This window comes from Pseudomonas phenolilytica (genome assembly GCF_021432765.1).
Taxonomy (GTDB): Bacteria; Pseudomonadota; Gammaproteobacteria; order Pseudomonadales; family Pseudomonadaceae; genus Stutzerimonas; species Stutzerimonas phenolilytica.
Map to the genome: position 1 here is coordinate 1,387,447 of NZ_CP058908.1, position 26,415 is coordinate 1,413,861.

Consider the following 26,415-nt stretch of genomic DNA (forward strand, 5'->3'; position numbering starts at 1 on the left):
GAGGTCTCAGTTGGCGGAATCGAGGGTCTGCAGCTCGAGGGCGAGCGGTGCGGGGCCGAGCAATTTTATGCGCTGCTGGGGTGTCAGCGACAACGTGGCGCCGACCACGTCCGGGCAGATCGGCAGCTCTCGAGCGTTCAGATCGAGCAGGCAGACCAGCGTCACGCTGGCCGGGCGGCCATAGTCGAACAGCTCGTTGAGCGCCGCGCGTATGGTGCGACCGGTCATCAGCACGTCATCGATCAGCACCAGGTGCTGTCCTTCGATCTCGAACGGCAGCTCCGACGGCCGCACCTGCGGGTGCAAGCCGCTCTGGGTGAAGTCGTCACGGTAGAAGGATACGTCGAGGATGCCCAGCGGCTCGTCCCAGCTGCCTTCATCGAGCAGCGCCTGGGCGACCCAGATACCGCCGGTGCGTATACCGATGAAGCGCGGTGCGACGATGGCGCGGCTGTGCAAGTGTTGACGCAGGGCAGCCGCCATCTCGGGTAGCAGCTGCTCGGGATTGGGCAGGGTCATGGATTCTCCTCGCTCGTGCGGGTCAGGCCGTGGCGTGTTCGCTCAGCCAGCCTTCCAGTAAAAGTGCGGCCGCCAGCGCATCGACCGGGCGTTCGCGATAGCCGCCGTGCTGGCCCTGGCGCAGGCGTTCGCCCTTGGCCTCGAAGGTGGTCAGGCGTTCGTCGTGGGTGTGCACCGGCAGGTTGAAACGCCCCGCCAGGCGCCGGGCGAATTTTTCCGCGCGGGCGCTCATCTCGCTCGGGCTGCCGTCCATGTTCAACGGCAGGCCCACCACCAGCGCGTCGGGTTGCCATTCGCGCAGCAGTGCCTCGATCCGGCTCCAGTCAGGTGTGCCGTTCTGCGCCTTCAGCACGCAGAGCTCACGTGCCTGTCCGGTGATGGCCTGGCCTACTGCCACGCCGATCTGCTTGGTGCCGAAGTCGAAGCCGAGCAGCAGACGCGGTGCGCTCATGCGTGGCCCACCTGGCTACTCAACAGTCGCAGGTCGATGCCAAGACTGGCGGCGGCGGCCTGCAGTCGCTGTTCGGCTGGCAATTCGAACAGGATTCGGGGATCCGCCGGACAGCTCAACCAGGCGTTGTCGGCCAGTTCGGCCTCCAGCTGGCCGGCGTCCCAACCGGCGTAGCCGAGGGCGATGAAATGTTGCTGCGGCCCGTGGCCATCGGCGATGGCGAACAGCACGTCCTGCGAGGTGGACATGCCCAGCTCGCCGAGCGCCAGGGTCGCCTGGAACTGCTCCTCTGACGGATGCAGGACGAAGCCGCGGTCGCTCTGGACCGGGCCGCCGCTGTAAACGGTGAGCTCATGGCAAGCCGGCGCGATAGGTTCTTCGGGACGCAGCTGCTCGAGCACATCGGCCAGATTGAGGCCGCTGGGGCGGTTGATTACCAGTCCCATCGCGCCCTGAGGGCCATGCTCGATCAGGTAGATCAGCGCCTGGGCGAAATTCGGGTCGGCCATGTGTGGCATGGCAATCAAGAAATGATGCTTGAGGTAGCTGGGCGCGGTGCTTTTCATGCCGGCTAGCTTAAGGCCTGCCGGGGCGGCAGGCTACTGGCATGCTCGCGTTGACACCGTCCGTCGCGCCGGCTCAGCGACTGGACAGTCGGTCGCCACGCTCGAAGCGCCAGGTGCGGATGATCTCGACCTGGTCGAACTTCTGCCCCAGCTCGCCGGTGAACGGCGCGAAGGGGGCCGCCAGGCGAACGATGCGGAGCGCGGCCTCGTCCAGTACGGGCTGGCCGGATGATTCAAGCACGCGCAATTCTTGCACCGTGCCGTCTCGGTTGATGGTTACCAGCATCCGCAGGCTGCCGTAGATACGCTGGCGGCGGGCCTCGTCCGGATAGTTGAGGTTGCCGATGCGCTCGACCTTCTTGCGCCATTCGTCGCGATACCAAGCGCTGATGTCACGCATCGTTGCCGCGCTGTTCTGCCGATTGACGCGCGGTCGCTTGGCGTAGCGCTCGACGTCCTGCGCCAGCTCGGCTTCTAGGCTGGCAATCTCGGCGCTCAGCTGGGAGCTATCGAATGCGGGCGCCGCTTGCGGTTTGGGCTGCGGTTGACGCTGTTGCTTGGTCGGAGTCTTGTCGGGTTGCGGGCTGCGTGTGGCAATCGCTGCCTTCGGCGCTTCCTGGCGGGTTGCCTGCGGGCGGCTGGGTGGTGGGGAAACCTTGCGTACCTCGGTGTCCTGAAACGGTGCCTGCACGTTGGTCTTGGGCGATGCCTTGTGCTCGAGCGTACCGCTGCCCTGCTGGTTATCCTGGGCCAGGAAGTCCGCCTCCTTGGGCTTTTCCTTGCTCTTGAAGGTGGACAGCGTGATTTCCAGGGTCTTGCTGATCTGCTGGGGCTCGGCAATCGAAAAGCCCAGGCCGAGGATCAAGGCGACGTGCAATACGGCGGCGAGAAACAGGGTGAAACCTAGTCGATCGGCCGGGCGGACGCGGGGTGATACTGAGGATGGCTGGCGGATTGCTGCGTTCATCGCGTTTCGGTCGGCTCGAAGTGCCGCGCAGTCTGCCGGCTTTGAGCTTCAAGCCGCAAGCTTCAAGCTCAAAGCTGTTAGCTGGTTCAAGCTTGCAGCTTGGCGGCAATGGCCTCCATCAGGCGCTCGGCGATACGCGTGTCGAAGGCGCTGTCGATCTCGCGGATACAGGTCGGGCTGGTGATATTGATTTCCGTAAGGTAGTCGCCGATGACATCCAATCCAACGAACAGCAGGCCACGCTTACGCAGCTCCGGACCAACGATGGCGGCGATCTCGCGGTCGCGCTCCGATAGCGGTTGGGCGACGCCGCGCCCGCCGGCGGCGAGATTGCCGCGCGTCTCGCCAGCGGCAGGGATGCGAGCCAGGCAATACGGCACTGGTTCCCCGTCGATCATCAGGATGCGCTTGTCGCCGTCCTTGATGGCTGGGATATAGCGCTGCGCCATGATCTGGCGGCTGCCGTGCTCGGTCAGCACCTCCAGGATCACCGAGAGGTTCGGGTCGCCTTCGCGGTGGCGGAATATCGAGGCGCCGCCCATTTCATCTAGGGGTTTGAGAATGATGTCACGCTGCTCGCGGGCGAACTCGCGCAGAATGTCCGACCGGCGACTGACCAGCGTTGGCGGAGTGCATTGCGGAAACTGCGTGGCGAAGAATTTCTCGTTGCAGTCGCGCAGGCTCTGGGGGCGATTGACTACCAGGGTGCCAGCCTGTTCGGCCAGTTCCAGCAGGTAGGTGGCGTAGACGTATTCGCTGTTGAATGGCGGATCCTTGCGCATGAGGATCACATTCAGTTCGGCCAGTGCGGTGTCGCGCTCCTCTCCGGTTTCGAACCAGTGCGTCGGGTCATTGAAGACCGTTAGCGGGCGCATTCGCGCGCGGGCCTGGCTGCCCTGTTGGTAGAGGTCGCGCTGCTCCATGTAGTGCAACTCCCAGCCGCGGGCCTGGGCGGCCAACAGCATGGCCAGCGAGCTGTCCTTCTTGAAGGAGATCTGCGCGATAGGGTCCATGATGATCCCGACGCGAACGGTCATATCGGTTCTCCGCAGGTGGTGGGCGTGGCCGCCGAGGCGTGAAGTGCCGACGCAGATTGGCGGCGGTTGTGCGCTGGGTCAAGGAAAATCCGAGTGATTTTCCCGTCGATAGCCTGTGCAGAATGAGTGTGCTACAAAGGTCGCGCGATGGGCGGGGCCTATCGGTTTCAGGGCCTTGCGGCACTCTGGCTTAACGAAAAATTACGACTCATCGAGGCGATGGTAGGGCGAAATGGAACAGCACTCCGAGGGCTTGAAGGTCATGGTGATCGATGATTCGAAAACGATTCGTCGCACCGCTGAAACCCTGCTGAAGAAAGTAGGTTGTGACGTCATCACGGCGGTGGATGGCTTCGATGCGCTCGCCAAGATCGCCGATACCCATCCGCGTATCATCTTTGTCGATATCATGATGCCTCGACTCGATGGTTATCAGACCTGCGCCTTGATCAAGAACAACAGCTCGTTCAAATCGACGCCGGTGATCATGCTGTCCTCCAAGGATGGCTTGTTCGACAAGGCGAAAGGGCGCATCGTCGGCTCCGATCAATACCTCACCAAACCTTTCAGTAAGGAAGAGCTGCTCGGCGCCATCAAGGCTCACGTTCCTGATTTCGTACCCATCGAGCAGGCATCCTGATTCCGTGTTGTGTGCTGTTGAAGCCTTCTAATGGAGAAAACATGGCTCGCGTTCTGATTGTTGATGACTCGCCGACCGAAATGTACAAGCTGGCTGCCATGCTGGAGAAGCACGGACATGTCGTGCTCAAGGCCGAGAATGGTGCTGACGGCGTGGCGCTGGCTCGGCAGGAAAAGCCGGACGCGGTACTGATGGATATCGTCATGCCGGGACTTAACGGTTTCCAGGCGACGCGGCAGCTGACCAAAGATTCGGAAACCAGTCACATTCCGGTGATCATCGTCACCACCAAGGATCAGGAAACCGATAAGGTCTGGGGCAAGCGCCAGGGGGCCAAGGACTACCTGACCAAGCCAGTGGACGAGGCGACGCTGTTGCAGACCTTGAACGCCGTGCTGGCTGGCTGACACCGGATCATCCCGATTGCAGGTGGTTTCAACGACCTGACAGAGCAGGGGAGTGGTCGGTAATGTCGGATAAGCAGGCACCATTTCAGCGACTGCTGGAGATCGATGGTCGTTGCCGTCAGCTAGCAGCAGGGCTGCCCTCTCAGCAAGAGGTAGTGCAGACCTGGGGCGGGATCGGTTTTCGTATGGGGGGGCGGTTGTTCGTCGCGCCGATGGGGGAGGTTGGCGAGATCCTGCATGAACCGCGCTATACCTTGCTGCCTGGCGTCAAAAGCTGGGTTAAAGGGGTTGCCAACGTGCGCGGCCGATTGTTGCCGGTAATGGATCTATGCGGCTACTTGGGCTACGAACTATCGCCTTTACGCAAACAGCGCCGGCTGCTCGTCGTTGATCATCAGGACGTCTTCGCAGGGCTGACGGTCGACGAGGTCTTCGGCATGCAGCACTTTCCCGTGGAGGCGTTCTCGGAGCAAGTGCCACCGGTAGAGGCGGCAATTCAGCCTTTTATTCACGGCGTATTTCAGCGGGAACAGCCTTGGCTGGTCTTCAGCCCGCATGCGCTGGCGGCGCATCCGACTTTCATGGATGTTGCTTTCTGATGTTGGTGGGCCGGCAAGGTGCCGGCCTTTTGGTTTTTGATGGAAGCGCACGGGGGTCCAGGCGGGGGCCGGATAATGAAAAAAATGAAAGCGATTGCTTTGTTGAGCGGCCTGCGTAGCAATACGCTCATCACTGGGCTGTTCGTTGTTCTGATCGTTTCGATCGTACTGTTGTTCGCGAATTTCGCGTACGTCAATCGGCAGGCCGACCATGATAACGAGTACATCGCGCACGCTGGCGAACTGCGCGTACTGTCACAGCACATCGCAAAGAACGCGGTGGAAGCTGCGGCCGGTACGAAGGAAGCCTTCGCCTCGTTGAAGGCGGCCCGCAACGACTTCGACCGGCGCTGGGGTTATTTGTCCAAGGGTGACGAAAGCATCGGCCTGCCCGCCGTACCGCAGAGCCTGCAGGTCGAGATCGATGCGGTGCAGCAGGATTGGAACACGCTACGTCGCAACACTGACGCCATTCTGGCCAGCGAGCAGACGGTGCTGTCGCTGCATCAGGTGGCGACCACTCTGGCTGAAACCATTCCACAGCTGCAGGTTGAATACGAAGAGGTCGTCGACATCCTGTTGGAAAGCGGGGCACCCGCCGCCCAGGTTTCGGTCGCGCAGCGCCAGTCTCTGCTGGCGGAACGTATTCTCGGCTCGGTGAACAAGGTGCTTTCCGGCGACCAGGATTCGGTGCAGGCTGCAGACATGTTCGGCCGTGATGCCAGCCTCTTCGGTCGCGTTCTGAATGCGATGATCGAAGGCAACGTGGCAATGGGGATCACCCGCGCGACGGATGCCGAGGCGCTTGATCGCCTGGCAGAGATCGCCGAACTGTTCCAATTTGTCTCGGGTTCGGTGGACGAAATTCTGGAAACCTCGCCCGAACTGTTCCAGGTACGCGAGTCTGCCAACAGCATTTTCGAGGTGTCGCAGACACTGCTCGATAAGACGTCCGCGCTTGGCGAGGGTCTGCAGAACCGTGCCGATGCCCGCTATCTCAATACCATCGCCGGCTACGTACTGGGCGCCTTGGCGCTGGCGTCGATCATCCTGATCGGTCTCGTGATGGTGCAGGAAGCGCGTCGTCGCTTGAGCGAAACGGCCGAGAAAAACGAGCGCAACCAGGCCGCGATTCTGCGCCTGCTCGATGAAATCGGCGACCTCGCCGACGGTGACCTCACCGTGGCGGCGACTGTAACCGAGGACTTCACCGGCGCGATTGCTGACTCCATCAACTACTCCATCGACCAGCTGCGCGAACTGGTGGAAACCATCAACCAAACTGCGGTACAGGTTTCCGGCGCGGCCCAGGAAACCCAGGCGACCGCCATGCACCTGGCCGAGGCGTCCGAACATCAGGCACAGGAGATCGCCGGGGCTTCGGCGGCAATCAACGAGATGGCCGTTTCCATTGACCAGGTATCCGCCAACGCCGCTGAATCGTCCGCGGTAGCAGAGCGCTCGGTTGCGATTGCCAACAAGGGTAACGAAGTGGTGCACAACACCATCACCGGCATGGATAACATCCGCGAGCAGATCCAGGACACTTCCAAGCGGATCAAGCGCCTGGGCGAGTCCTCGCAGGAGATCGGTGACATCGTCAGCCTGATCAACGACATCGCCGACCAGACCAACATCCTTGCGTTGAACGCTGCGATCCAGGCATCGATGGCCGGCGACGCGGGTCGCGGCTTCGCGGTGGTTGCGGATGAGGTTCAACGCCTGGCGGAACGCTCGTCCGCTGCGACCAAGCAGATCGAGGCGCTGGTCAAGACCATTCAGACCGATACCAACGAGGCCGTAATCTCGATGGAGCAGACCACGTCGGAAGTGGTACGCGGTGCACGCCTTGCGCAGGATGCCGGTGTGGCGCTGGAGGAGATCGAGAAAGTGTCCAAGACCCTTGCGGCGCTTATCCAGAACATTTCCAACGCAGCGCGCCAGCAGGCCTCCTCTGCCGGTCACATCTCCAACACCATGAACGTGATTCAGGAGATCACCTCGCAGACCTCGTCCGGTACCAGCGCCACTGCCAGAAGCATTGGTAACCTTGCCAAGATGGCCAACGAGATGCGCCAGTCGGTTTCCGGCTTCACTCTGCCGGACGCTCAGGATCGGGCGTGATTCGACCGCAGCGGCGGCCGCTGGCGGCCGCCGCTCATGATCATGAGCGAGGGGCAGGGCAGCATGCAGTCAAGACTGGACTGGGCTTTGGAGCCGATTGCCGAGATGTCGGCAGCGGAATTCCATGTCTGGCAGGCCCTGCTCGAAGAGCGTTCGGGCATGGTGGTTTCCGAGGGGCGTCGCGTCTTTCTGCAGACCAATCTCAGTGCGCGCATGCGCGAAATCGGCGCCGCCGACTATTCGAGTTACTACCGCCAGGTCACGGCCGGCCCGCGTGGTGCGGTGGAATGGTCGCTGCTCATGGACCGGCTGACGGTGCAGGAAACTCGGTTCTTTCGGCATCCCGAGTCGTTCACGCTGCTTGAGCGCTATCTGGCGCAGCGTTTGCGCCACGAAGGCATCGAGCGGCCCTGGAGCCTCTGGAGCGTCGGTTGTGCCAGCGGCGAGGAGACTTACTCGTTGGCCATCAGCGCCTCCGAAGTCCTGCGCGATTGCGCCGCTGTCGATCGTTTCGGTGTAACCGGCACCGATATCAGCCTCAGTGCTCTGGAGAAGGGGCGCAATGCTATTTACGACGAGCGTCGTCTGGAGCAGGTATCGGCGCCCTTGCGTGAGCGTTATTTCGTCAGCATGCCGCACAACCGTGCCCAGGTCGCGCCTGAGTTGGTGGCGCGGGTCTGCTTCGCCAAGCTAAATGTTCTGGAGCTGGCCAGCGCGCCGCTTGCAGGACTGGACGTCATTTTCTGTCAGAACCTGCTGATCTATTTTCGTCGCTGGCGCCGCCGCGAAATCCTCAACCGTCTGGCCGAGCGACTCGCGCCGGGAGGATTGCTGGTGGTCGGTGTCGGCGAGGTGGTGGGTTGGCAGCATCCGGACCTGGTGCCGGTGGCCGATGATCAGGTTCTGGCCTTTACCCGGAAGAGTTTATGAGCGGAGTCGCTATGGGTGATCGGCACGATTATGTCGCCCTGGAATGGGTGAAAGGCGAGATCGCCGAGACCCTCAAGCAGGCACGTCAAGCCTTGGAAGCCTACGTAGAGGCTCCGCAAGATTCGACGCGGATGCGCTTCTGCATGACCTATGTGCATCAGGTGCATGGCACCTTGCAGATGGTCGAGTTCTTCGGCGCGGCCTTGCTGGCCGAGGAAATGGAACAGCTCGCGCGCGCGCTGCTGGAGGAGCGGGTCGCCAATCGAGCCGAGGCGCTCGAGGTCCTCATGCAGGCCATTCTGCAGATGCCGGTTTACCTCGATCGCATCCAGAGCGCCCGTCGCGATCTGCCGATGGTGGTGTTGCCGCTGCTCAACGACCTACGGGCTGCGCGGGGTGAAAAGCTGCTGTCGGAAACCAGCCTGTTCGCACCCGATCTGTCTGAGCGTACGCCGATACTGCCGAGCGAATCCGTTGAGCGCCTGCGGACCGAGGAGCTGCCGGTGCTGCTGCGCAAGATGCGGCAGATGCTCCAGGTCGCCCTGGTTGGGGTGATTCGCAATCAGGACCTGCCCACCAACCTCGGCTACATGGCCCGGGTCTTCGCGCGATTGGAGTCGCTGTGCAAGGACGCGCCGCTCGGCGCACTCTGGCAGATCACTTCGGGCATGATCGAAGGGCTAGCCAGCGGTGCGGTCAGCAACGGAGCGTCGGTGCGCACGCTGTTGCGCCAGGTGGACAAGGAGTTCAAGCGGCTGGTCGAGCAGGGTGTCGACGGGCTGAACCAGCCGGCTCCCGATGAGCTGATCAAGAATTTGTTGTTCTACGTAGCCAAGGCTCCGGCCGATACGCCGCGCCTGCGCGCCCTGAGAGAGCTCTATCGGCTCGACGATGCGCTGCCCGACATGACGATCGTCGATCAGGAGCGCGCACAGCTCTCCGGTCCCGATCGGGGCGCCATGCGCTCGGTGGTTGCGGCATTGTGCGAGGAGCTGGTGCGGGTTAAGGACAGTCTCGATCTATTCGTGCGTAGCGACCGCCGCGCACTGGACGATCTGGCCAGTCTACATGCCCCGTTGAAGCAGATTGCCGACACCCTAGCGGTGCTGGGCTTTGCCCAGCCGCGCAAGATCATCGTCGACCAGACCGGGCTGATCCAGGCGCTGACCTCGGGCCTGCGCCAGCCTGACGATGCCACGTTGATGGATATCGCTGGCGCCCTGCTATACGTCGAGGCGACCCTGGCCGGCATGGTGGGAACAACTACCGAGGAACAGGACGAGGCGCGTCATCTGCCCACGACCGATGTCGCGCAGATTCACCAACTGGTCATCAAGGAAGCGCGTACGGCGCTTGAGCAGGCCAAGGACGCGATCATCGAATTCATCGCATCGCAGTGGAATCATGATCATCTCGCCCGCGTTCCCGAGCTGTTGACCCAAGCACGCGGCGGGCTGGCGATGATCCCGCTGCAGCGCGCCGCCGCGCTGCTCGATGCTTGCAATCGCTATATCCAAGAGCAGCTGCTGGCGCTACGCGCGGTGCCGGATTGGCAGAGTCTGGATACGCTGGCCGATGCGATCACCAGTGTTGAGTACTACCTGGAGCGGCTCAGCGAGGATTGCGGTAGTCAGGGCGACCTGATTCTCGACGTCGCAGAGGAAAGTCTGCAGCATCTGGGCTATCCACTGGCTTCCACCAGTCCATCTGTATCTGAGAAAGAACAACCGCAACCGGAATCGGACCTGTCCGGCGATCCGCTAGACGAAATCGAGTTCCTGCTGCCCGAAGCCGATCCTGAGCCGGCGGAGATGGCGTCGCACCGGTCAGGGAATTCCGAGGAGCAACGGGCTGGCGACGTAACGCTCGGCGAGAACGAACTGCCAGCGGTGACTTTGCCAGCGAACGACGCCGCCGCTGCAGTGGATTACCTGCCCCCCGCTGCGGATCTCGATGGCTCGGCGTTGGAGTTGCCGACGCTGGAGTTCGAGATTCTGGATGAGGCTGCGCCGGCCACCAGTTGGAGCGCGGTCGAGATCGCCGATCTCGGGTTGCCTGAGATCACCCTGCCGCCCTTGAGCGAGAGCCTCGAAACGCCGGAACAGGCTCCAGATTTGGAGCAGATCATGGCCGCCCCGGTGCTGGCGATCAATCCGCCGGCCCAGGACGTGCCGCCGAGCCTGCTCCCGCCGCCGGAAGGGGAGGAGCCGGTCGACGACGAACTGGCCGAGGTCTTCATCGAAGAGGCGGCAGAGGTTCTGGAGACGATCCGCGAGCAGCTTCCCGCGTGGCTGGCCGAGCCCGACGACAAGGCTGTGCTCGGTGAAGTGCGACGCGCCTTCCATACGCTCAAAGGCAGCGGGCGCATGGTGCGCGCGCTGATCGTTGGCGAGCTGGCCTGGTCCATCGAGAATCTGCTCAATCGTGTGCTGGATCGCAGCATCGGGACGACCGAAGCGGTCAAGCAGGTGGTGGTTGACGTCGTGGCCTTGTTGCCGGCGCTGGTCGAAGAGTTCGCCGCTCATGCACAGCGCCAACGCAGCGATGTCGATCAGCTGGCCGCCTGCGCACATGCCCTGGCCAAGGGCGAACCGCTCCCTAACCTGGCGGCCGGTGCGGTAGAGCAGCCGGAACCGAGCGTAGACGCGGCTGGCGAACGCGAGCCGGCGTCGGACGGTTTGGATCCGCAGTTGCTCGAGATCTTTCGCAACGAGGCCGAGGCTCACCTGACCACCCTCGTCGACTATCTCGCCGACTGCGCCCAGCGCCTTCCTCAACCGGTGACCGATGCACTGCAGCGTGCACTGCACACGCTCAAGGGCAGCGCGCACATGGCGGGTATCCTGCCGATGGCCGAGATCGCCACACCGCTGGAAAAGCTGGTCAAGGAGTTCAAGAACAACCTGATCCAGATCGAACTCGCCGACGCCCAGCTGCTACACGATGCCGAGCAGCTGCTGCGCCAGGGCTTGGACAATCTGCAGGAGCGGCCGCTTGCACCGATCGCCGGTGCGCCGGAGTTTCTTGCTCGCGTGCAGGCGCTGCATCAGGCACGCCTCACCGAGGCTGGTGTTCGGCGCGAGAGCGCAAAGGGGGAGGCGCGTGATCCGAGCCTGATCGCCGCATTCCTGTCCGAGGGGATGAATATTCTGCTCGATGCCGCGGATCTGCTGCAGCGCTGGCGCGAGCATCCCACCGAGCGCCAGGAGCTATCGGCACTGCTGCAGGAGCTGAGCAGCCTAGGCCACAGTGCGCAGATGGCCGACCTGCCGCAGGTCGATGCGCTCTGCCAGGCGCTGCTCAAACTGTACGGCGTGGTGCAGGACGGCCGCCTGGCGGTCGATGCGCATTTCTTCGATACCGTCGAGGAGGGACACGAGGCACTGGTCGGCATGATGGATCAGGTCGCCGCCGCGCTGCAGGTGACCGCCCAGCCGCAGCTGGTCGAACGGCTCGAAGCGCTCGCGGCGCAGGCCATCGATACGCTAGCCGCACCCGAGGAGACGCTACTCCCTGCCGTCCAACCTCTGGTGGACGACGGATATCCGGCGCTCGCGCACGAGTGTGGCGGGAGCGGCGCCGCCGACGACAGTTTCGACCCGGACATGGTGGACATCTTCCTCGACGAGGCCGTCGACCTGTTGGAGAGTGCGGGCGAGGCGCTGGAGCGCTGGCTGAGCGAGCCAACCAACCAGTTGGCGCTGTCGGCGCTACTGCGTGACCTGCACACGCTCAAGGGCGGCGCCCGTATGGCCGGGGTGCGTCCGGTCGGTGATCTGGCACACGAGCTGGAATCGCTCTACGAAGGATTGTCCGACGGCCGCTATGCCTATGCGCCGGACCTGGCCGCATTGCTACAACGCAGTCACGATCAGCTGGCGCTGCAGCTTGAGCAGCTGCAATCAGACACACCCATGAGCGTCGCCGACGAGCTGGTTCGGACGATCCGTGCCTATCGGCAGGGCGACCTGCTTGGCGCCGTCGCTGATGATTTAGTCGGCGTGCCGGACATGCCGCAGGAGCACGTCAGCGAGCCGGTGGCCGATGTGGACGCTGCGGGCGAGGAGCTGAGCGCCGGCGATCACCACGACGATCTGCAGCTTGATATCGACGCCAGCGATGCTGCGAAGTCCGATACCCTCGAAGCCGAAGCCGAAGCCGAAGCCGAAGCCGACCTGGGCGACATACAACGTCCAGGTGCGATTGAAGTGTCGGACGAAGCACTACCGGTGATCGCTGAGGACCTGCACGACGAACCCGATCCGGAGCTGGTCGAGATATTCCTCGATGAAGGCTTCGACATCATGGAAAGCGTTACCGCGGGCTTGCAGCGATGGATGGACGACGTCGACAACAGTTTCGAGCTGGAGGCGCTGCAGCGTGACCTGCATACCCTGAAGGGTGGCGCACGGATGGCCGACAGTCGCGCCATCGGCGATCTGGCGCATGAGCTGGAATACCTCTACGAAGGTTTGTGCGCAGGCAAGTATCGGGCTACCGAGCAGCTCTTCGCGCTGTTGCAGGCCTGTCATGACCGTCTTGCCGAGATGCTCGACGCGCTGCGCGCCAGACGCCCGCAGCCGGATGGCAAGGCGCTGATCGAGGCGATCCGCGCCTTTCGCGATAATCCGCAGCAGCAGCTGAATGCACCCAGCAGCATCACCCTGAAGGCTGCTGAAGAAACAACGGCGGCTCATGAGTCCGACGCCTCGGAGATTCTCGACATCTTCGTCGAGGAGGCCGATGACCTGCTCGAGGAAATGGAGGCAGCACTTGGCCGCTGGGACGCGCAGCGCGACGACGCTGCTCCGCTGGCTGACATGCTGCGTGTGCTGCATACGCTCAAGGGCGGTGCACGGCTGGCCGGGCAGGCGCGCCTGGGCAACATGGCGCATGACCTTGAACAGCACCTGAGCGAGGCCCGGCAGATGGGCGCACCGTGGCCGGAGAGCCTGTTCCTTGATGTGCAGCAGGGCTATGACGGCCTGCTCAAGGAAGTCGAGCAGCTCAGGGCGCTGCTCGCTGCGGAGATTCCTCCGGACCCGGTGACCCAGGAGGTCGCGGAGGAAGCGGCGAATGTCGTGACCACGCTGCCTCTGGCGCAACCCATCGTCGCCGCCAGCGTGCGCCCCGTGGCCAATGCCGAGCCGGCGAAGGTCCTGCCGTTCGTCCAGCGCGCCCGGCAGGCGGCGCAGGATGCCGCGGCGCGGCGCGCTCCGCAGGAGCTGGTCAAGGTACCGGCGGAGCTGCTCGAGGGGCTGGTCAACCTGGCGGGCGAGACCTCGATTTTCCGCGGCCGAGTCGAGCAGCAGGTCAGCGATGTCAGTTTCACCCTGAGCGAGATGGAAGCCACCATCGAGCGTGTGCGTGACCAGTTGCGCCGCCTGGACACCGAAACCCAGGCACAGATTCTCAGCCGCTACCAGGCCGAGGCGGAGCGTGCCGGCTACGATGATTTCGACCCGCTGGAGATGGACCGTCACTCGCAGCTGCAGCAGTTGTCGCGCGCGCTGTTCGAGTCGGCGTCCGACCTGCTGGATCTGAAGGAAACCCTGGCTGCGCGCAACCGCGACGCCGAGACCCTGCTGCTGCAGCAGGCGCGGGTCAACACCGAGCTGCAGGAAGGCCTCATGCGCACCCGCATGGTGCCGTTCGAGCGCTTGGTACCGCGCCTGCGGCGCATCGTCCGGCAGGTCGCCGGTGAGCTGGGCAAGCAAGTAGAGTTCCTCGTGGGCAACGCCACCGGCGAGATGGACCGCAGCGTCCTCGAGCGGATCGTGGCGCCGCTGGAGCACATGCTGCGCAACGCTGTCGACCACGGCATCGAGTCGCAGCAGGCGCGCCGCGCGGCGGGCAAACCCGAGCAGGGCACCATTCGCCTCGACCTGGCGCGCGAAGGCGGCGACATCGTTCTGACGCTGAGCGATGACGGCGCCGGTATCAACCTAGCGGCCGTACGGCGCAAGGCCATCGAACGCGGCTTGCTAGCCCCGCAGAACGATCTCACCGACCACGAGATCCTGCAGTTCATCCTCGAAGCCGGCTTTTCCACTGCCGAGCGGGTAACGCAGATTTCCGGTCGCGGCGTCGGCATGGACGTGGTGCACTCCGAAGTGAAGCAGCTCGGCGGCTCGATGAGCATCGAGTCGACGCAGGGTCAAGGCACGCGCTTCCTGATTCGCCTGCCGTTCACCGTGTCGGTCAACCGGGCACTCATGGTTTATTCCGGCGAGGATCTCTATGCGATCCCGCTGAACACCATCGAAGGTATCGTGCGTGTCTCGCCCTACGAGCTGGAGGCCTACTACCAGCCGGATGCGCCGCGTTTCGAGTACGCCGGGCAGACCTATGAGCTGCGCTACCTCGGTGAGCTGCTGAACAACGGGCAGCAGCCCAAGCTGGTTGGCCAGAGCCTGCCGCTGCCGGTGATCCTGGTGCGCTCGAAGGAGCACAGCGTCGCCGTACAGGTGGACAGCCTGGCCGGCTCGCGCGAGATCGTGGTGAAAAGCCTGGGGCCGCAGTTCGCGGGCGTGCACGGCATTTCCGGCGCGACCATCCTCGGTGATGGTCGGGTGGTGGTGATTCTCGACCTGCTGGCGACCATTCGTGTTCTCCATGCGCACCTGCTGACCCAGCAGCGGCCGCAGCAGCTGCCGCAGTTGCCGGAGACGGTGGAAGTCGAAGCCGATCGCCCGCTGCTGGTCATGGTGGTCGACGATTCGGTCACCGTGCGCAAGGTCACCAGCCGCCTGCTGGAGCGCAACGGCATGAACGTGCTGACCGCCAAGGACGGTGTCGACGCCATCACCCAGCTGCAGGAGCGGCGGCCCGACATCATGCTGCTGGATATCGAGATGCCGCGCATGGACGGCTTCGAGGTGGCGGCGCTGGTGCGCCACGACGAACGCCTCAAGGATCTGCCGATCATCATGATCACCTCGCGTACTGGCGAGAAGCACCGTGATCGCGCCTTGGCGATCGGCGTCAACGAGTACCTGGGCAAGCCGTACCAGGAATCGGTGTTGCTGGAGCATATCCAGCGGCTGGTGCATGCCGATGTCTGAAGGCGCCGCTCGCATCGCGGTCCTGGCCGATACCTCGCTGCAGCGCCATGTGCTGCAGCAGGCGCTGGGTGCCAGTGGCTATCGCGTGGTCCTCAACAACGATCCGGCGCGGATGGAATTGGCCGATCTGGACCTCACCGAGGCCGATCTCTGGCTGGTGGACCTGGCACAGACCGAGGATTCGCCGCTGGTCGATGCGCTGCTCGAGCGCGACAGCACGCTGGTGCTATTCGGCGAGGGGCATGCGCCGGAGCGCAGCTCGGAGAACTACCCGCGCTGGGAGCGCCGGCTGTTCGGCAAGCTCAAGCGGCTGGTCGGTGACCCGGCGGTAGCGGTCGGCCCGCGTCTGGGAGCGCTCGACAGCGACTCAGCGCGCAGTGGACAACTGACCTTGCCCGGAGCGCTGGCCGTCCATCCGGCGACTGCCGGCGAGGTGGCGCCGCGGGTGTGGCTGCTCGCGGCCTCGCTGGGCGGGCCGGAGGCGGTCAAGGCGTTCCTCGATGCGCTGCCGGAGGGGCTGCCGGTGGGGTTCATCTACGCCCAGCACATCGAGGCAAGTTTCGAGGCGGCGCTGTCCCAGGCGGTCGGCAGGCACAGCAGCTGGGCGGTCCGGCAGAGCAGGGGCGGCGATCACATTCGTTGCGGGGAAGTGATCATCGCGCCGATCGCGCAGGAGCTGGGCTTTGATCTCGATGGCCTGATGCGCAGCAGCGGCCGCAGCTGGCCGGAGCCGTACAGCCCGTCGATCGATCAGATGATGCTCAATCTCGCCCAGCACTACGGCGACCGCTGCGGTGCCATCGTCTTCAGTGGCATGGGCAGCGACGGCAGCGCCGCGGCGGCCTACTTGCTGCGCCAGGGCGGCCGGATCTGGACCCAGCGCGCCGACTCCTGTGCCTGCTCGAGCATGCCGGACAACCTGCGCGAGGGTGGCTACAGCTCGTTCACGGGCGATCCGCGCGAACTCGCGCAAGCCTTGGTCAACCATCTTGCGGAGCAGGCACGCCTGGCCGCTACGTCCATCGAAAGGGATCTGTCATGAGTCAAGCGGTCGTCTCCCAGGAAAGCCCCGTCAGCCTCACCGGCCTGCTGGTGCCGCTTGCGGATCGCACCCTGCTGGTGCCGAACGTCGCAGTGGCCGAGCTGATTCCCTATCGCACGCCGCAGGCGGTGCCGGGTGCGCCGGCGTGGTTCCTCGGCCAGGTGCAGTGGCGCGACCTCAACCTGCCGCTGCTGTCGTTCGAGGCGGCGTCTGATGGTACGGCGCAGGTCGGCGCTGGTGCGCGGATCGTGGTGCTCAATGCGCTCGGCGGTCGGGAGCATGTGCGTTTCATCGCGCTGCTGGTGCAGGGTATCCCGCGTTCGATCAAGGTCGATGCAGACCTGGCGCGCGCCGAGCTGGCGCTGGCGCCGCTTGAGCTGGATGCGGTGGAGCTGGGGGATGTGCAGGCGCGCATTCCCGATCTGGTCGGGCTCGAGCAGTGTCTGGCGGATGCCGGGTTGATCTGAAGCGCGGTGCAGCCGGTGCCGTCGGCACCGTTCAGAAATCGCCCCACAGCTGCTGAGCCACGCTCAGTGCCACAACCGGTGCCGTCTCGGTGCGCAGCACTCGGGGGCCGAGCCGTGCGGCCTGGAAGCCGGCCTGCTGCGCCTGCTCCACTTCGTGCTCGCTGAGCCCACCTTCCGGGCCGATGAGAAACGCCAGCGTACGCGGTTGCGCATGGCTGGTCAGCGGCGCGGCCACCGGATGCAGGACCAGCTTCAGCTCGGCCTCGACCGGCAGCCAGTCGCCGAGCTGCTGCGGTGGATGAATCGTCGGCACCACCGAACGCCCGCACTGCTCGCACGCGCTGATGGCGATCTGGCGCCAGTGGGCCAGACGCTTGTCGGCGCGTTCGTCGTTCAGCCGGACTTCGCAGCGCTCGCTGATCAGGGGGGTGATCTGCGCCACGCCGAGCTCGGTGGCCTTCTGGATCGCCCAATCCATGCGCTCGCCGCGCGACAGGCCCTGGCCGAGGTGGATCTGCAGCGGCGACTCGGGCAGGCCGGCGAGCTGTTGGCGCAACTCGACGCGAACCTGCTTCTTGCCTACCTCGACCAGCTCGCCGAGATATTCCTGGCCGCAACCGTCGAACAACTGCACGGCGCTGCCGCTGGTCAGACGCAACACGCGACCGATGTAGTGCGCAGCGGTTTCGGGCAGTGCGTGCGAGCCGAGGGCGAGCGGGGCGTCGATGAAGAAGCGGGATAGGCGCATAAGGGCAGCTGCAAGCGGCAAGTTGGAAGCGGCAAGTCTAAAGCATCGCTGGTCTGACTCGCAGTGCTGCGTTGCTGGAAACCTGCCACCGCCAGAGGGCTAGCCCGGATCGTGGAAGTTGCTCGGGGCGCCGGGTTGCAGCGCCACGCTGACCGCCGCGCGGGTGGCGATATCGATGCCTTCGCTGGCGACCTCGGCGAGGAAGTCGATCTGTTCCGGCGTGATGGTGTAGGGCGGCAGGAAATACACCACGCTGCCCAGCGGCCGCAGCAGCGCGCCGCGTTCCAGCGCGTGCTGGTAGACCTGCAGGCCGCGGCGCTCCTGCCATGGGTAGGCGGTCTTGCTGGCCTTGTCCTGCACCATCTCGATGGCCAGCGCCATGCCGGTCTGACGCACCTCAGCAACGTGCGGATGCTCGGCGAGGTGCGCCGTGGCGCTGGCCATGCGCGCGGCCAGCGCCTTGTTCGCCTCAATGACGTTGTCCTCGGCAAAGATATCCAGCGTCGCCAGGGCCGCGGCGCAGGCCAGCGGGTTGCCGGTGTAGGTGTGCGAATGGAGGAAGGCGCGCAGGGTCGAGTAGTCGTCGTAGAACGCCTGGTAGAGCCGGTCGGTGGTAAGCACTGCGGCCATCGGCAGGTAGCCGCCGGTGAGCGCCTTGGACAGGCAGAGGAAGTCCGGGCTGATGCCGGCCTGCTCGCACGCGAACATCGTGCCGGTGCGGCCGAAGCCGACGGCGATTTCGTCGTGGATCAGGTGTACCTCGTAGCGGTCGCAGGCCTCGCGCAGCAGCTTGAGATAGATCGGGTGGTACATGCGCATGCCGCCGGCGCCCTGGATCAGCGGTTCGACGATCACCGCGGCGACCTCCTCGTGGTGCTCGGCGAGGGTCTGCTCCATGTGCGCGAACATGTGGCGCGAGTGTTCTTCCCAGCTCATGCCTTCGGGCCGCAGGTAGCAGTCCGGGCTAGGCACCTTGAGCGTGTCGAGCAGCAGCGGTTTGTAGGTGTCGGTGAACAGCGCGACATCGCCCACCGACATCGCCGCGACCGTTTCGCCATGGTAACTGTTGGTCAGGGTGACGAAGCGCTGCTTGCGCGGCCGCCCGCTGTTGCGCCAGTAGTGAAAGCTCATCTTCAGCGCGACTTCGATGCCGGTGGAGCCGTTGTCGGTGTAGAACACTCGCTCCAGTCCCGGCGGGGTAAGCGCCACCAGGCGCTCGGACAGCTCTACTACCGGCTGGTGGCTGAAGCCGGCGAGCATCACGTGCTCCAGCTGGTCGAGCTGGTCCTTGATGCGCTGGTTGATGCGCGGATTGGCATGGCCGAACACGTTGACCCACCAGGAACTGACCGCGTCGAGGTAACGCTTGCCGTCGAAATCCTCCAGCCAGACGCCCTCGCCGCGACGGATCGGAATCAGCGGCAGCTGCTCGTGGTCCTTCATCTGGGTACATGGATGCCAGAGCACGGCCAGGTCGCGGCGCATCCAACTATCGTTCAGGCTCATGGGGTCCTCCTCTGATCTGCGCGCAGCCTAACAGATGGCTGCCTCAGGCAAGCCGATGCGGATGTTCGGGTTATCGAATATCTGAATTGTTTAGAGCGAATTTATGCGCGCTTTTCCGATAGGTAAGCCGGTAGGCTTGTTCCACTTTCAACTGGGAGCTTGACGATGCAGTGGCGCAACACTTCCCGCAATTACGGTCTGACCAGCATCCTGCTGCACTGGATCGGCGCGCTGGCGGTCTTCGGTCTGTTCGGTCTGGGCCTGTGGATGGTTGGGCTGAACTACTACAGCAGCTGGTACCGTACCGCCCCGAATATCCACAAGAGCATCGGCATCCTGCTGTTCTTGCTGATGCTGGTGCGGCTGCTGTGGCGCTTCCTCAGCGCCGGTCCGACGCCCCTGGCTTCGCACGGCGCGGCGACTCGGCTGATGACCCGTCTGGGCCACGGGGTGCTCTATCTGGGCCTCTTCGCGGTCATGCTGTCTGGCTATCTGATTTCCACCGCCGACGGCCGGCCGATCAGCGTCTTCGGCTGGTTCGAGGTGCCGGCGCTGCTGACCTCGATTCCCAACCAAGAGGATGTTGCCGGCCTGGTTCACGAATACCTCGCCTGGGGGCTGGTCATTCTGGCCGGCCTGCATGGCCTGGCTGCCCTTAAACACCACTTCATCGACCGCGACCCGACCCTGCTGCGCATGTTCGGCCGTGCCGATGCCTGACTCGACTCACCAAGGAGACACATGATGCTGAAGAAAACGCTCACCGCACTTGCCCTGGGTTCCGCGCTGCTCGCCGGCCAGGCTATGGCCGCCGACTATGTCATCGACAAGCAAGGCCAGCATGCCTTCGTCAACTTCAAGATCAGCCATCTGGGCTACAGCTGGCTGTGGGGCACCTTCAAGGACTTCGACGGCACGTTCAGTTTCGATGCTGCCAAGCCGGAAGCGAGCAAGGTCAGCGTCACGCTGAAGACTGCCAGCCTCGACAGCAACCACGCCGAGCGCGACAAGCACCTGCGTAGCGAGGACTTCCTCAACGTGTCCAAGCACCCGACGGCGACTTTCGAGTCCACCTCGGTCAAGTCGACCGGCGAAGGCACTGCCGATATCACCGGCAACCTCACCCTCAACGGCGTGACCAAGCCGGTGGTGATCGCTGCCAAGTTCCTTGGCGAAGGCGACGATCCTTGGGGTGGCTACCGCGCCGGCTTCGAGGGCAGCACGACGCTCAAGCTGAAAGATTTCGACATCAAGATGGATCTCGGCCCGGCTTCGCAGACTGTTGATCTGATCATTTCGGTCGAGGGCGTGCGTCAGTAAACGCTCGTCGAGATCGACCAGAACGCCGGCTCATTGCCGGCGTTCTGCGTTGTGGCGACTCATTCGGCGCATGGCGGCTGGGCGATCGGATCGTAACGAATCGAAATGCTTGCGATGGTCTGCACCTACTCGTACGGACGGTTTTGCGCCACGCTGTAGCGTTGTTCCGGCAGGCGGTTTTTTGTGTTTACAAACACTGTTGAACGTAAGTATATTCCGGACCCTGCCATTCGAGTCTGCCGGGCGCCCGCTGCCTTGGCCTGTCCGTCCTCAAGAGGTTCTTTCCATGTCACGTAAGTCAGCCAATGCCGCCGCCCTGGTTTCACTCGTTGCCGCGGCATTACTGCTGGGCGGCTGCCAGGAGGAATCGGCGGCGCCGACGGCGAAGCCGACGCCCAAGGTCGGCTTCGTCACACTGCAGGCCGAACCGTTCGCACTGACCACCGAGCTGCCGGGACGTGCGCGTGCACACCGGGTCGCCGAAGTGCGTCCGCAGGTCAACGGCATTATCCAGAAGCGACTGTTCACCGAAGGCAGCGAAGTGAAGGCCGGTCAGCAGCTCTATCAGATCGATGCGTCGGTGTACGAGGCCGCGCTGAAGAGCGCGCAGGCCAGCCTGGCGTCGGCCAAGTCGCTGTCCGACCGCTACGGGCTGCTGGTCGAGGAGCAGGCGGTGAGCAAGCAGGCCTATGACGAGGCGCGCGCGGCGAGCCTGCAGGCCGAGGCGAATCTCGAGCAGGCGCGCATCAACCTGCGCTACACCAAGGTGCTGGCGCCAATCTCCGGGCGTATCGGCCGCTCGGCGGTAACCGAGGGCGCGCTGGTCAGCAATGGCCAGGCGCAGGAACTGGCGACCATCCAGCAGCTCGATCCGATCTACGTCGATGTCACCCAGCCGGCGCGCGATCTCCTCGCTCTGCGACGCGACTTGGCCGAAGGCCGTCTGCAGAAGGCCGGCGATGATGCGGCCAAGGTGACGCTGACGCTGGAGGACGGCACCCGCTATGCGCACGAGGGCAAACTGGAGTTCTCCGAGGTGTCCGTCGACTCCACCACCGGGTCGGTGACCCTGCGTGCGGTCTTCCCCAACCCGGATCGCATCCTGCTGCCGGGTATGTTCGTGCATGCGCAACTGGTCGCCGGGCTCAAGAGCGAAGCGATCCTGGCGCCGCAGCAGGGCGTGACGCGCAATCCCAAGGGCGAGGCCACCGCGCTGGTGATCGACGCCGAAAACAAGGTCGAGCTGCGCCAGGTCAAGACCGATCGTGCCGTCGGCAACCGCTGGCTGATCGCCGAGGGTCTCGAGGCCGGCGACCGCCTGATCACCGAGGGCCTGCAGTTCATCCGCCCGGGTGACCAGGTGGAGCCGGCTCCCGCCAGCAATGTCACGGCTGCCCAGCCGCAAGCCAACTGAGGCTGAGGCCGAGGATCAATCACGATGTCCAAGTTCTTCATTGATCGCCCGATTTTCGCCTGGGTGATCGCGCTGGTGATCATGCTCGCTGGCGGGCTCGCCATTCTCGGCTTGCCAGTCAACCAATATCCGAGCATCGCGCCGCCCGCGGTCGGCATCTCCGTGAGCTACCCGGGCGCTTCCGCGCAGACCGTGCAGGACACGGTGGTGCAGGTCATCGAGCAGCAGATGAACGGGATCGACGGACTGCGCTACATCTCGTCGGCGAGCAACTCCGACGGCAGCATGGAGATCACGGTGACCTTCAACCAGGGCACCGATCCGGATATCGCCCAGGTGCAGGTGCAGAACAAGCTGCAGCTGGCGACGCCGCTGCTGCCGCAGGAAGTGCAGCAACAGGGCATCCGCGTGACCAAGTCGGTGCGCAACTTCCTCATGGTGGTCGGCGTCGTCTCGGCGGATGGCAGCATGACGCAGAGCGACCTGGCCGACTACATCGTCTCCAACATCCAGGACCCGCTGTCGCGTACGCCCGGGGTCGGTGATTTCCAGGTGTTCGGCTCGCAGTACGCCATGCGCATCTGGCTCGATCCCGCACGGCTGAACAATTTCCAGCTCACGCCCACCGACGTGGCCAACGCCATCCGTGTGCAGAACGTGCAGGTTTCCGCCGGCCAGTTCGGCGGTCTGCCGGCCGTGCCGGGGCAGCAGTTGAGCGCCACCATCATCGGCAAGACGCGCCTGCAGACGCCCGAGCAGTTCCGCGAGATTCTGCTCAAGGTCAATGGCGACGGTTCGCAGGTGCGCCTCAAGGACGTCGCCCGCGTCGAACTGGCTGCCGAGCGGGCGGCGATCACCGCCCAGTACAACGGCAAGCCGGCCGCCGGTATCGGTATCAAGCTGGCCACTGGCGCCAACGCGCTGGATACCGCCAAGGCGGTGCGCCAGACCATCGGCGAGCTGCAGCCGTTCTTCCCGGCGGGGATGGAGATCGTCTACCCGTACGACACCTCGCCGGTCGTTTCGGTATCGATCACCAACGTGGTGCACACCTTGTTCGAGGCCATCGTCCTGGTGTTCCTGGTGATGTACCTGTTCCTGCAGAACTTCCGCGCCACGCTGATTCCGACGCTGGCGGTGCCGGTGGTGCTGCTGGGGACCTTCGGTCTGCTGGCGGTGTTCGGTTTCAGCGTCAACACGCTCACCATGTTCGCGATGGTGCTGGCCATCGGTCTGCTGGTGGACGACGCCATCGTCGTGGTGGAGAACGTCGAGCGGGTGATGGCCGAGGAAGGACTGTCGCCGCTGGAGGCGACGCGCAAGTCGATGGGACAGATCCAAGGCGCGCTGGTCGGTATCGGCCTGGTGTTGTCGGCGGTATTCCTGCCGATGGCCTTCTTCGGCGGTTCCACCGGCGTGATCTACCGGCAGTTCTCGATCACCATCGCTTCGGCGATGACGCTCTCGGTGCTGGTGGCGCTGGTCTTCACCCCGGCGCTGTGCGCGACGCTGCTCAAGCCTGTCGAGAAGGGACATCACCACGAGAAGCGCGGTTTCTTCGGCTGGTTCAACCGCACGTTCGATCGCGGCGTGCGCCGCTACGAGCAGGGCGTGGTCGCGGTGCTGCGGCGCAAGCTGCCGTTCCTGATTCTGTATGTCGCCATCGTCGCCGTGCTGGCGGTGCTGTTCAGCCGTCTGCCCAGCGCGTTCCTGCCGGACGAGGATCAGGGCGTGCTGTTCGTCCAGGTGCAGACGCCGGTGGGCTCGACCGCCGAGCGTACTCAGCAGACCGTGGACGCCATGCGCGAATATCTGCTGAAGGAGGAGGGTGACGTCGTCAATTCGGTGTTTACCGTCACCGGCTTCAACTTCGCCGGCCGTGGACAGAACTCGGCGCTGGGCTTTGTCGGCCTCAAGCCGTGGGATCAGCGTCCGGATGCCGAGGACTCTGTGTTCGCGCTGGCCAAGCGCGCACAGCAACGCTTCGCCGGCTTCCGCGACGCCATGGTGTTCGCCTTCGCGCCGCCCGCGGTGATGGAGCTGGGCACCGCGACCGGTTTCAACTTCTATCTGCAAGACCGTGGCGGGCTCGGCCACGAGGCGCTGATGGGTGCGCGCAACCAGTTTCTCGGGTTGGCGGCGCAGAGCCCGGTATTGCAGGCGGTGCGGCCGAACGGGCTGAACGACGAACCGCAGTACCAGCTGCTGATCGACGATGAAAAGGCGCGCACGCTAGGGGTTTCCCTGGACGCGATCAATAGCGCGCTGTCGATCGGCTGGGGGTCGAGCTACGTCAACGATTTCATCGACCGCGGCCGGGTGAAGAAGGTCTACCTGCAAGGCATCGCGCCATCGCGCATGGGCCCGGAGGATCTCGACAAGTGGTTCGTGCGCAACGATCAGGGCGAAATGGTGCCGTTCAGTGCGTTCGGCAGCGGCCAGTGGATCTACGGCTCGCCGAAGCTGTCGCGCTATAACGGCGTTTCGTCGATGGAAATCCTCGGCGAGGCGGCGCCCGGTTACAGCACCGGTGATGCGATGGCCGAGGTCGAGCGGCTGGCGCAGCAGCTGCCGGCGGGCGTCGGGGTGTCCTGGACGGGACTGTCGTTCGAGGAACGCCTGTCGGGCGGGCAGGCGCCGGCGCTCTACGCGCTCTCGCTGCTGGTGGTGTTCCTCTGCCTGGCGGCACTGTATGAAAGCTGGTCGATTCCGTTCGCCGTGATGCTGGTCGTGCCGCTCGGTGTCATCGGCGCACTGCTGGCGACGATGGGGCGAGGCCTGAGCAACGACGTGTTCTTCCAGGTCGGTCTGCTGACGACGATTGGCCTGACCGCGAAAAACGCGATCTTGATCGTCGAGTTCGCGAAGGATCTGCATGGCGAAGGCAAGAGCCTGTTCGATGCCGCCGTCGAGGCCTGCCGGATGCGCCTGCGGCCGATCATCATGACCTCGCTGGCGTTCACCCTCGGCGTGGTGCCGCTGGCGCTGGCCAGCGGCGCCGGAGCAGGCAGCTCGCATGCCATCGGCACCGGCGTGATCGGCGGCATGGTCACGGCGACCCTGCTGGTGATTTTCTGGGTGCCGCTATTCTTCGTTCTGGTGACCTCGCTCGCCGGCGGCCGCAAGGCTGCAGCCGCGAACGAGAAGGGAGAGGTGCAATGAACAGGTCGTTGTTGAGCATCGCGTTGCTCGCCGCATTGAGCGGCTGTTCGTTGATTCCCGACTACCAGCGGCCGGAAGCCCCGGTGGCTGCCAACTGGCCGCAGGGCGAGGCCTACGCGGCCGGCGGTGAGCAGGCAGCCGCCGTGCCGGGCTGGCGCGAATTCTTCCGCGATCCGGCGCTGCAGCAATTGATCGAAGTGGCGCTGGAAAACAACCGCGACCTGCGGGTGGCGGCGCTGAACGTCGATGCCTATCGCGCGCTGTATCGCGTCCAGCGCGCCGATCTGTTGCCGGCCGTCACGGCCGATGGCGGCGGCACGCGCACCCGCACCCCGGGCGATCTGAGCATGAGCGGCGAGCCGACGATCAGCAGCCAGTACAGCGCGACCCTCGGCGTGTCCTGGGAGCTGGATCTGTTCGGCAGGCTGCGCAGCCTGCGCGATCAGGCGCTGGAGGAGTATTTCGCCAGCGAGGCCGCCCAGCGCAGCACGCAGATCAGCCTGATCGCCAGCGTCGCCAATGCCTGGCTGACGTTGCAGGCCGACCAGGCGCTGCTGGAGGTCACGCGAGACACGCTCAAGACCTACGAGGAAAGCTTCGGCTTGACCCAGCGCAGCTTCGATGTCGGCGTGGCCTCGGCGCTGGAACTGCGCCAGGCGCGCAGCGCGGTGGAAAGCGCGCGGGTGAGCATCGAACGGTACACCCGTCAGGTGGCGCAGGACCGCAATGCGCTGACGCTGCTGCTCGGCCAGGGCATGCCAGCGAATCTGCAGGTCTCCGGCGAACTGGCGCGCGAACAGCTGGCCGAGTTGCCGGTCGGCTTGCCGTCGGACCTGTTGCAGCAGCGCCCGGACATCCTTCAGGCCGAACACCAGCTCAAGGCGGTGAATGCCAGCATCGGTGCGGCGCGCGCGGCGTTCTTCCCGCGCATCAGCCTGACCGGCGCGGCCGGTACGGCCAGCCGCGAGCTGTCCGGTCTGTTCGACGGCGGTTCCGGGTACTGGACATTCACGCCGAGCATCAGCGTGCCGATCTTCAATGCCGGCCAGCTGCGCGCCAATCTCGACTACGCCACGATCAGTCGTAACATCCAGGTCGCCGAGTACGAGAAGGCGATCCAGACCGCCTTCCGCGAGGTAGCCGACGGTCTTGCGGCGCAGGCCACCTACACGCGCCAGGTCCAGGCGCAGCGTGATCTGCTGCAGACCAGCGAGGACTACTACAACCTCGCCGAACGGCGCTACCGCACCGGCGTGGACAGTTACTTGACTCTGCTCGATGCGCAGCGCCAGTTGTTCAGCGCTCAGCAACAGCTGATCGGCGACCGTCTGGCGCAGCTGGTCAGCGAGGTCAACCTGTTCAAGGCGCTGGGTGGCGGCTGGCAGGAGGCGGTGCGGGTGCAGCCGGCAGAGGGATGAGGCGATGCGGTGGTCGGTTGGAACACGACCAGCG

General features: G+C 64.4%; 20 protein-coding genes. 13 read left to right on the top strand and 7 right to left on the bottom strand.

Translation table 11 applies throughout. The features are described 5' to 3' along the window. Positions 1 to 6: 6 nt before the first annotated feature. The 5 genes from pyrR to gshB all read right to left on the bottom strand — a co-directional run bounded on the left by pyrR (position 7) and on the right by gshB (position 3,540). Entirely contained in the window at positions 7 to 519 is a 513-nt protein-coding gene (pyrR, locus tag HU825_RS06585) for a bifunctional pyr operon transcriptional regulator/uracil phosphoribosyltransferase PyrR (RefSeq protein ID WP_102829093.1), read from the bottom strand. A 22-nt stretch (positions 520 to 541) separates the two neighbouring features. After that, positions 542 to 970, bottom strand: coding sequence for a Holliday junction resolvase RuvX (gene ruvX / locus HU825_RS06590; RefSeq protein ID WP_043299511.1), 429 nt, complete (start codon positions 968 to 970; stop codon positions 542 to 544). After that, the gene (locus HU825_RS06595; protein WP_043299512.1) at positions 967 to 1,536 is read right to left on the bottom strand and encodes a YqgE/AlgH family protein; all 570 of its coding nucleotides are present in this window, start codon (positions 1,534 to 1,536) and stop codon (positions 967 to 969) included. Before HU825_RS06595 ends, ruvX begins: the two co-directional genes overlap by 4 nt. A gap of 73 nt (positions 1,537 to 1,609) precedes the next feature. Next, a complete protein-coding gene (locus HU825_RS06600; RefSeq protein ID WP_043299513.1) occupies positions 1,610 to 2,503 on the bottom strand; it encodes an energy transducer TonB in 894 nt (297 codons plus the stop codon). An 86-nt stretch (positions 2,504 to 2,589) separates the two neighbouring features. Next, a complete protein-coding gene (gshB, locus tag HU825_RS06605) occupies positions 2,590 to 3,540 on the bottom strand; it encodes a glutathione synthase (protein WP_077682770.1) in 951 nt (316 codons plus the stop codon). Positions 3,541 to 3,772: 232 nt separating this feature from the next. On the opposite strand from gshB, the gene pilG reads away from it, so the two are divergent. From pilG to HU825_RS06645, 8 genes are all read left to right on the top strand, one after another. Next, positions 3,773 to 4,180 carry a twitching motility response regulator PilG gene (pilG, locus tag HU825_RS06610; protein ID WP_234303167.1) on the top strand — a complete coding sequence of 136 codons (408 nt, stop codon included), beginning with the start codon at positions 3,773 to 3,775 and terminating at the stop codon, positions 4,178 to 4,180. A 41-nt stretch (positions 4,181 to 4,221) separates the two neighbouring features. Then, a complete protein-coding gene (pilH, locus tag HU825_RS06615; protein ID WP_008568495.1) occupies positions 4,222 to 4,587 on the top strand; it encodes a twitching motility response regulator PilH in 366 nt (121 codons plus the stop codon). 62 nt (positions 4,588 to 4,649) lie between these two features. Further along, positions 4,650 to 5,186 (top strand): chemotaxis protein CheW, encoded by a 537-nt coding sequence (locus HU825_RS06620; RefSeq protein ID WP_234303168.1) that lies wholly within the window; start codon positions 4,650 to 4,652, stop codon positions 5,184 to 5,186. 75 nt (positions 5,187 to 5,261) lie between these two features. Then, the gene (locus tag HU825_RS06625) at positions 5,262 to 7,310 is read left to right on the top strand and encodes a methyl-accepting chemotaxis protein (protein ID WP_043299515.1); all 2,049 of its coding nucleotides are present in this window, start codon (positions 5,262 to 5,264) and stop codon (positions 7,308 to 7,310) included. Positions 7,311 to 7,373: 63 nt separating this feature from the next. Next, the gene (locus HU825_RS06630; protein WP_234303169.1) at positions 7,374 to 8,240 is read left to right on the top strand and encodes a CheR family methyltransferase; all 867 of its coding nucleotides are present in this window, start codon (positions 7,374 to 7,376) and stop codon (positions 8,238 to 8,240) included. 11 nt (positions 8,241 to 8,251) lie between these two features. Then, the gene (locus HU825_RS06635; protein ID WP_234303382.1) at positions 8,252 to 15,304 is read left to right on the top strand and encodes a hybrid sensor histidine kinase/response regulator; all 7,053 of its coding nucleotides are present in this window, start codon (positions 8,252 to 8,254) and stop codon (positions 15,302 to 15,304) included. Next, on the top strand, positions 15,297 to 16,346 hold the full coding sequence (locus HU825_RS06640) for a chemotaxis protein CheB (protein ID WP_234303170.1): 1,050 nt from the start codon (positions 15,297 to 15,299) through the stop codon (positions 16,344 to 16,346). Before HU825_RS06635 ends, HU825_RS06640 begins: the two co-directional genes overlap by 8 nt. Further along, positions 16,343 to 16,813, top strand: coding sequence for a chemotaxis protein CheW (locus tag HU825_RS06645; RefSeq protein ID WP_008568487.1), 471 nt, complete (start codon positions 16,343 to 16,345; stop codon positions 16,811 to 16,813). Before HU825_RS06640 ends, HU825_RS06645 begins: the two co-directional genes overlap by 4 nt. A 31-nt stretch (positions 16,814 to 16,844) precedes the next feature. Here HU825_RS06645 and HU825_RS06650 read toward each other — a convergent pair whose 3' ends face one another. Both HU825_RS06650 and HU825_RS06655 read right to left on the bottom strand, forming a co-directional pair. Then, the gene (locus HU825_RS06650; RefSeq protein ID WP_054094373.1) at positions 16,845 to 17,561 is read right to left on the bottom strand and encodes a 16S rRNA (uracil(1498)-N(3))-methyltransferase; all 717 of its coding nucleotides are present in this window, start codon (positions 17,559 to 17,561) and stop codon (positions 16,845 to 16,847) included. Positions 17,562 to 17,660: 99 nt separating this feature from the next. Continuing rightward, positions 17,661 to 19,067: an adenosylmethionine--8-amino-7-oxononanoate transaminase gene (locus tag HU825_RS06655; RefSeq protein ID WP_054094374.1), complete on the bottom strand. Its 1,407-nt coding sequence runs from the start codon at positions 19,065 to 19,067 to the stop codon at positions 17,661 to 17,663. A gap of 165 nt (positions 19,068 to 19,232) precedes the next feature. Between HU825_RS06655 and HU825_RS06660 the strand changes: the two genes are divergently transcribed. From HU825_RS06660 to HU825_RS06680, 5 genes are all read left to right on the top strand, one after another. Next, complete coding sequence (locus HU825_RS06660; protein WP_054094375.1) at positions 19,233 to 19,787, top strand: cytochrome b; 555 nt, start codon at positions 19,233 to 19,235, stop codon at positions 19,785 to 19,787. 24 nt (positions 19,788 to 19,811) lie between these two features. Beyond that, positions 19,812 to 20,387, top strand: coding sequence for a YceI family protein (locus tag HU825_RS06665; RefSeq protein WP_043297927.1), 576 nt, complete (start codon positions 19,812 to 19,814; stop codon positions 20,385 to 20,387). A 286-nt stretch (positions 20,388 to 20,673) separates the two neighbouring features. Then, positions 20,674 to 21,801, top strand: coding sequence for an efflux RND transporter periplasmic adaptor subunit (locus HU825_RS06670; RefSeq protein WP_234303171.1), 1,128 nt, complete (start codon positions 20,674 to 20,676; stop codon positions 21,799 to 21,801). 24 nt (positions 21,802 to 21,825) lie between these two features. Further along, positions 21,826 to 24,963: an efflux RND transporter permease subunit gene (locus HU825_RS06675; RefSeq protein WP_043297809.1), complete on the top strand. Its 3,138-nt coding sequence runs from the start codon at positions 21,826 to 21,828 to the stop codon at positions 24,961 to 24,963. Next, positions 24,960 to 26,381: an AdeC/AdeK/OprM family multidrug efflux complex outer membrane factor gene (locus HU825_RS06680; RefSeq protein WP_077682762.1), complete on the top strand. Its 1,422-nt coding sequence runs from the start codon at positions 24,960 to 24,962 to the stop codon at positions 26,379 to 26,381. The genes HU825_RS06675 and HU825_RS06680 overlap by 4 nt, the downstream gene beginning before the upstream one ends. Positions 26,382 to 26,415: the final 34 nt, after the last annotated feature.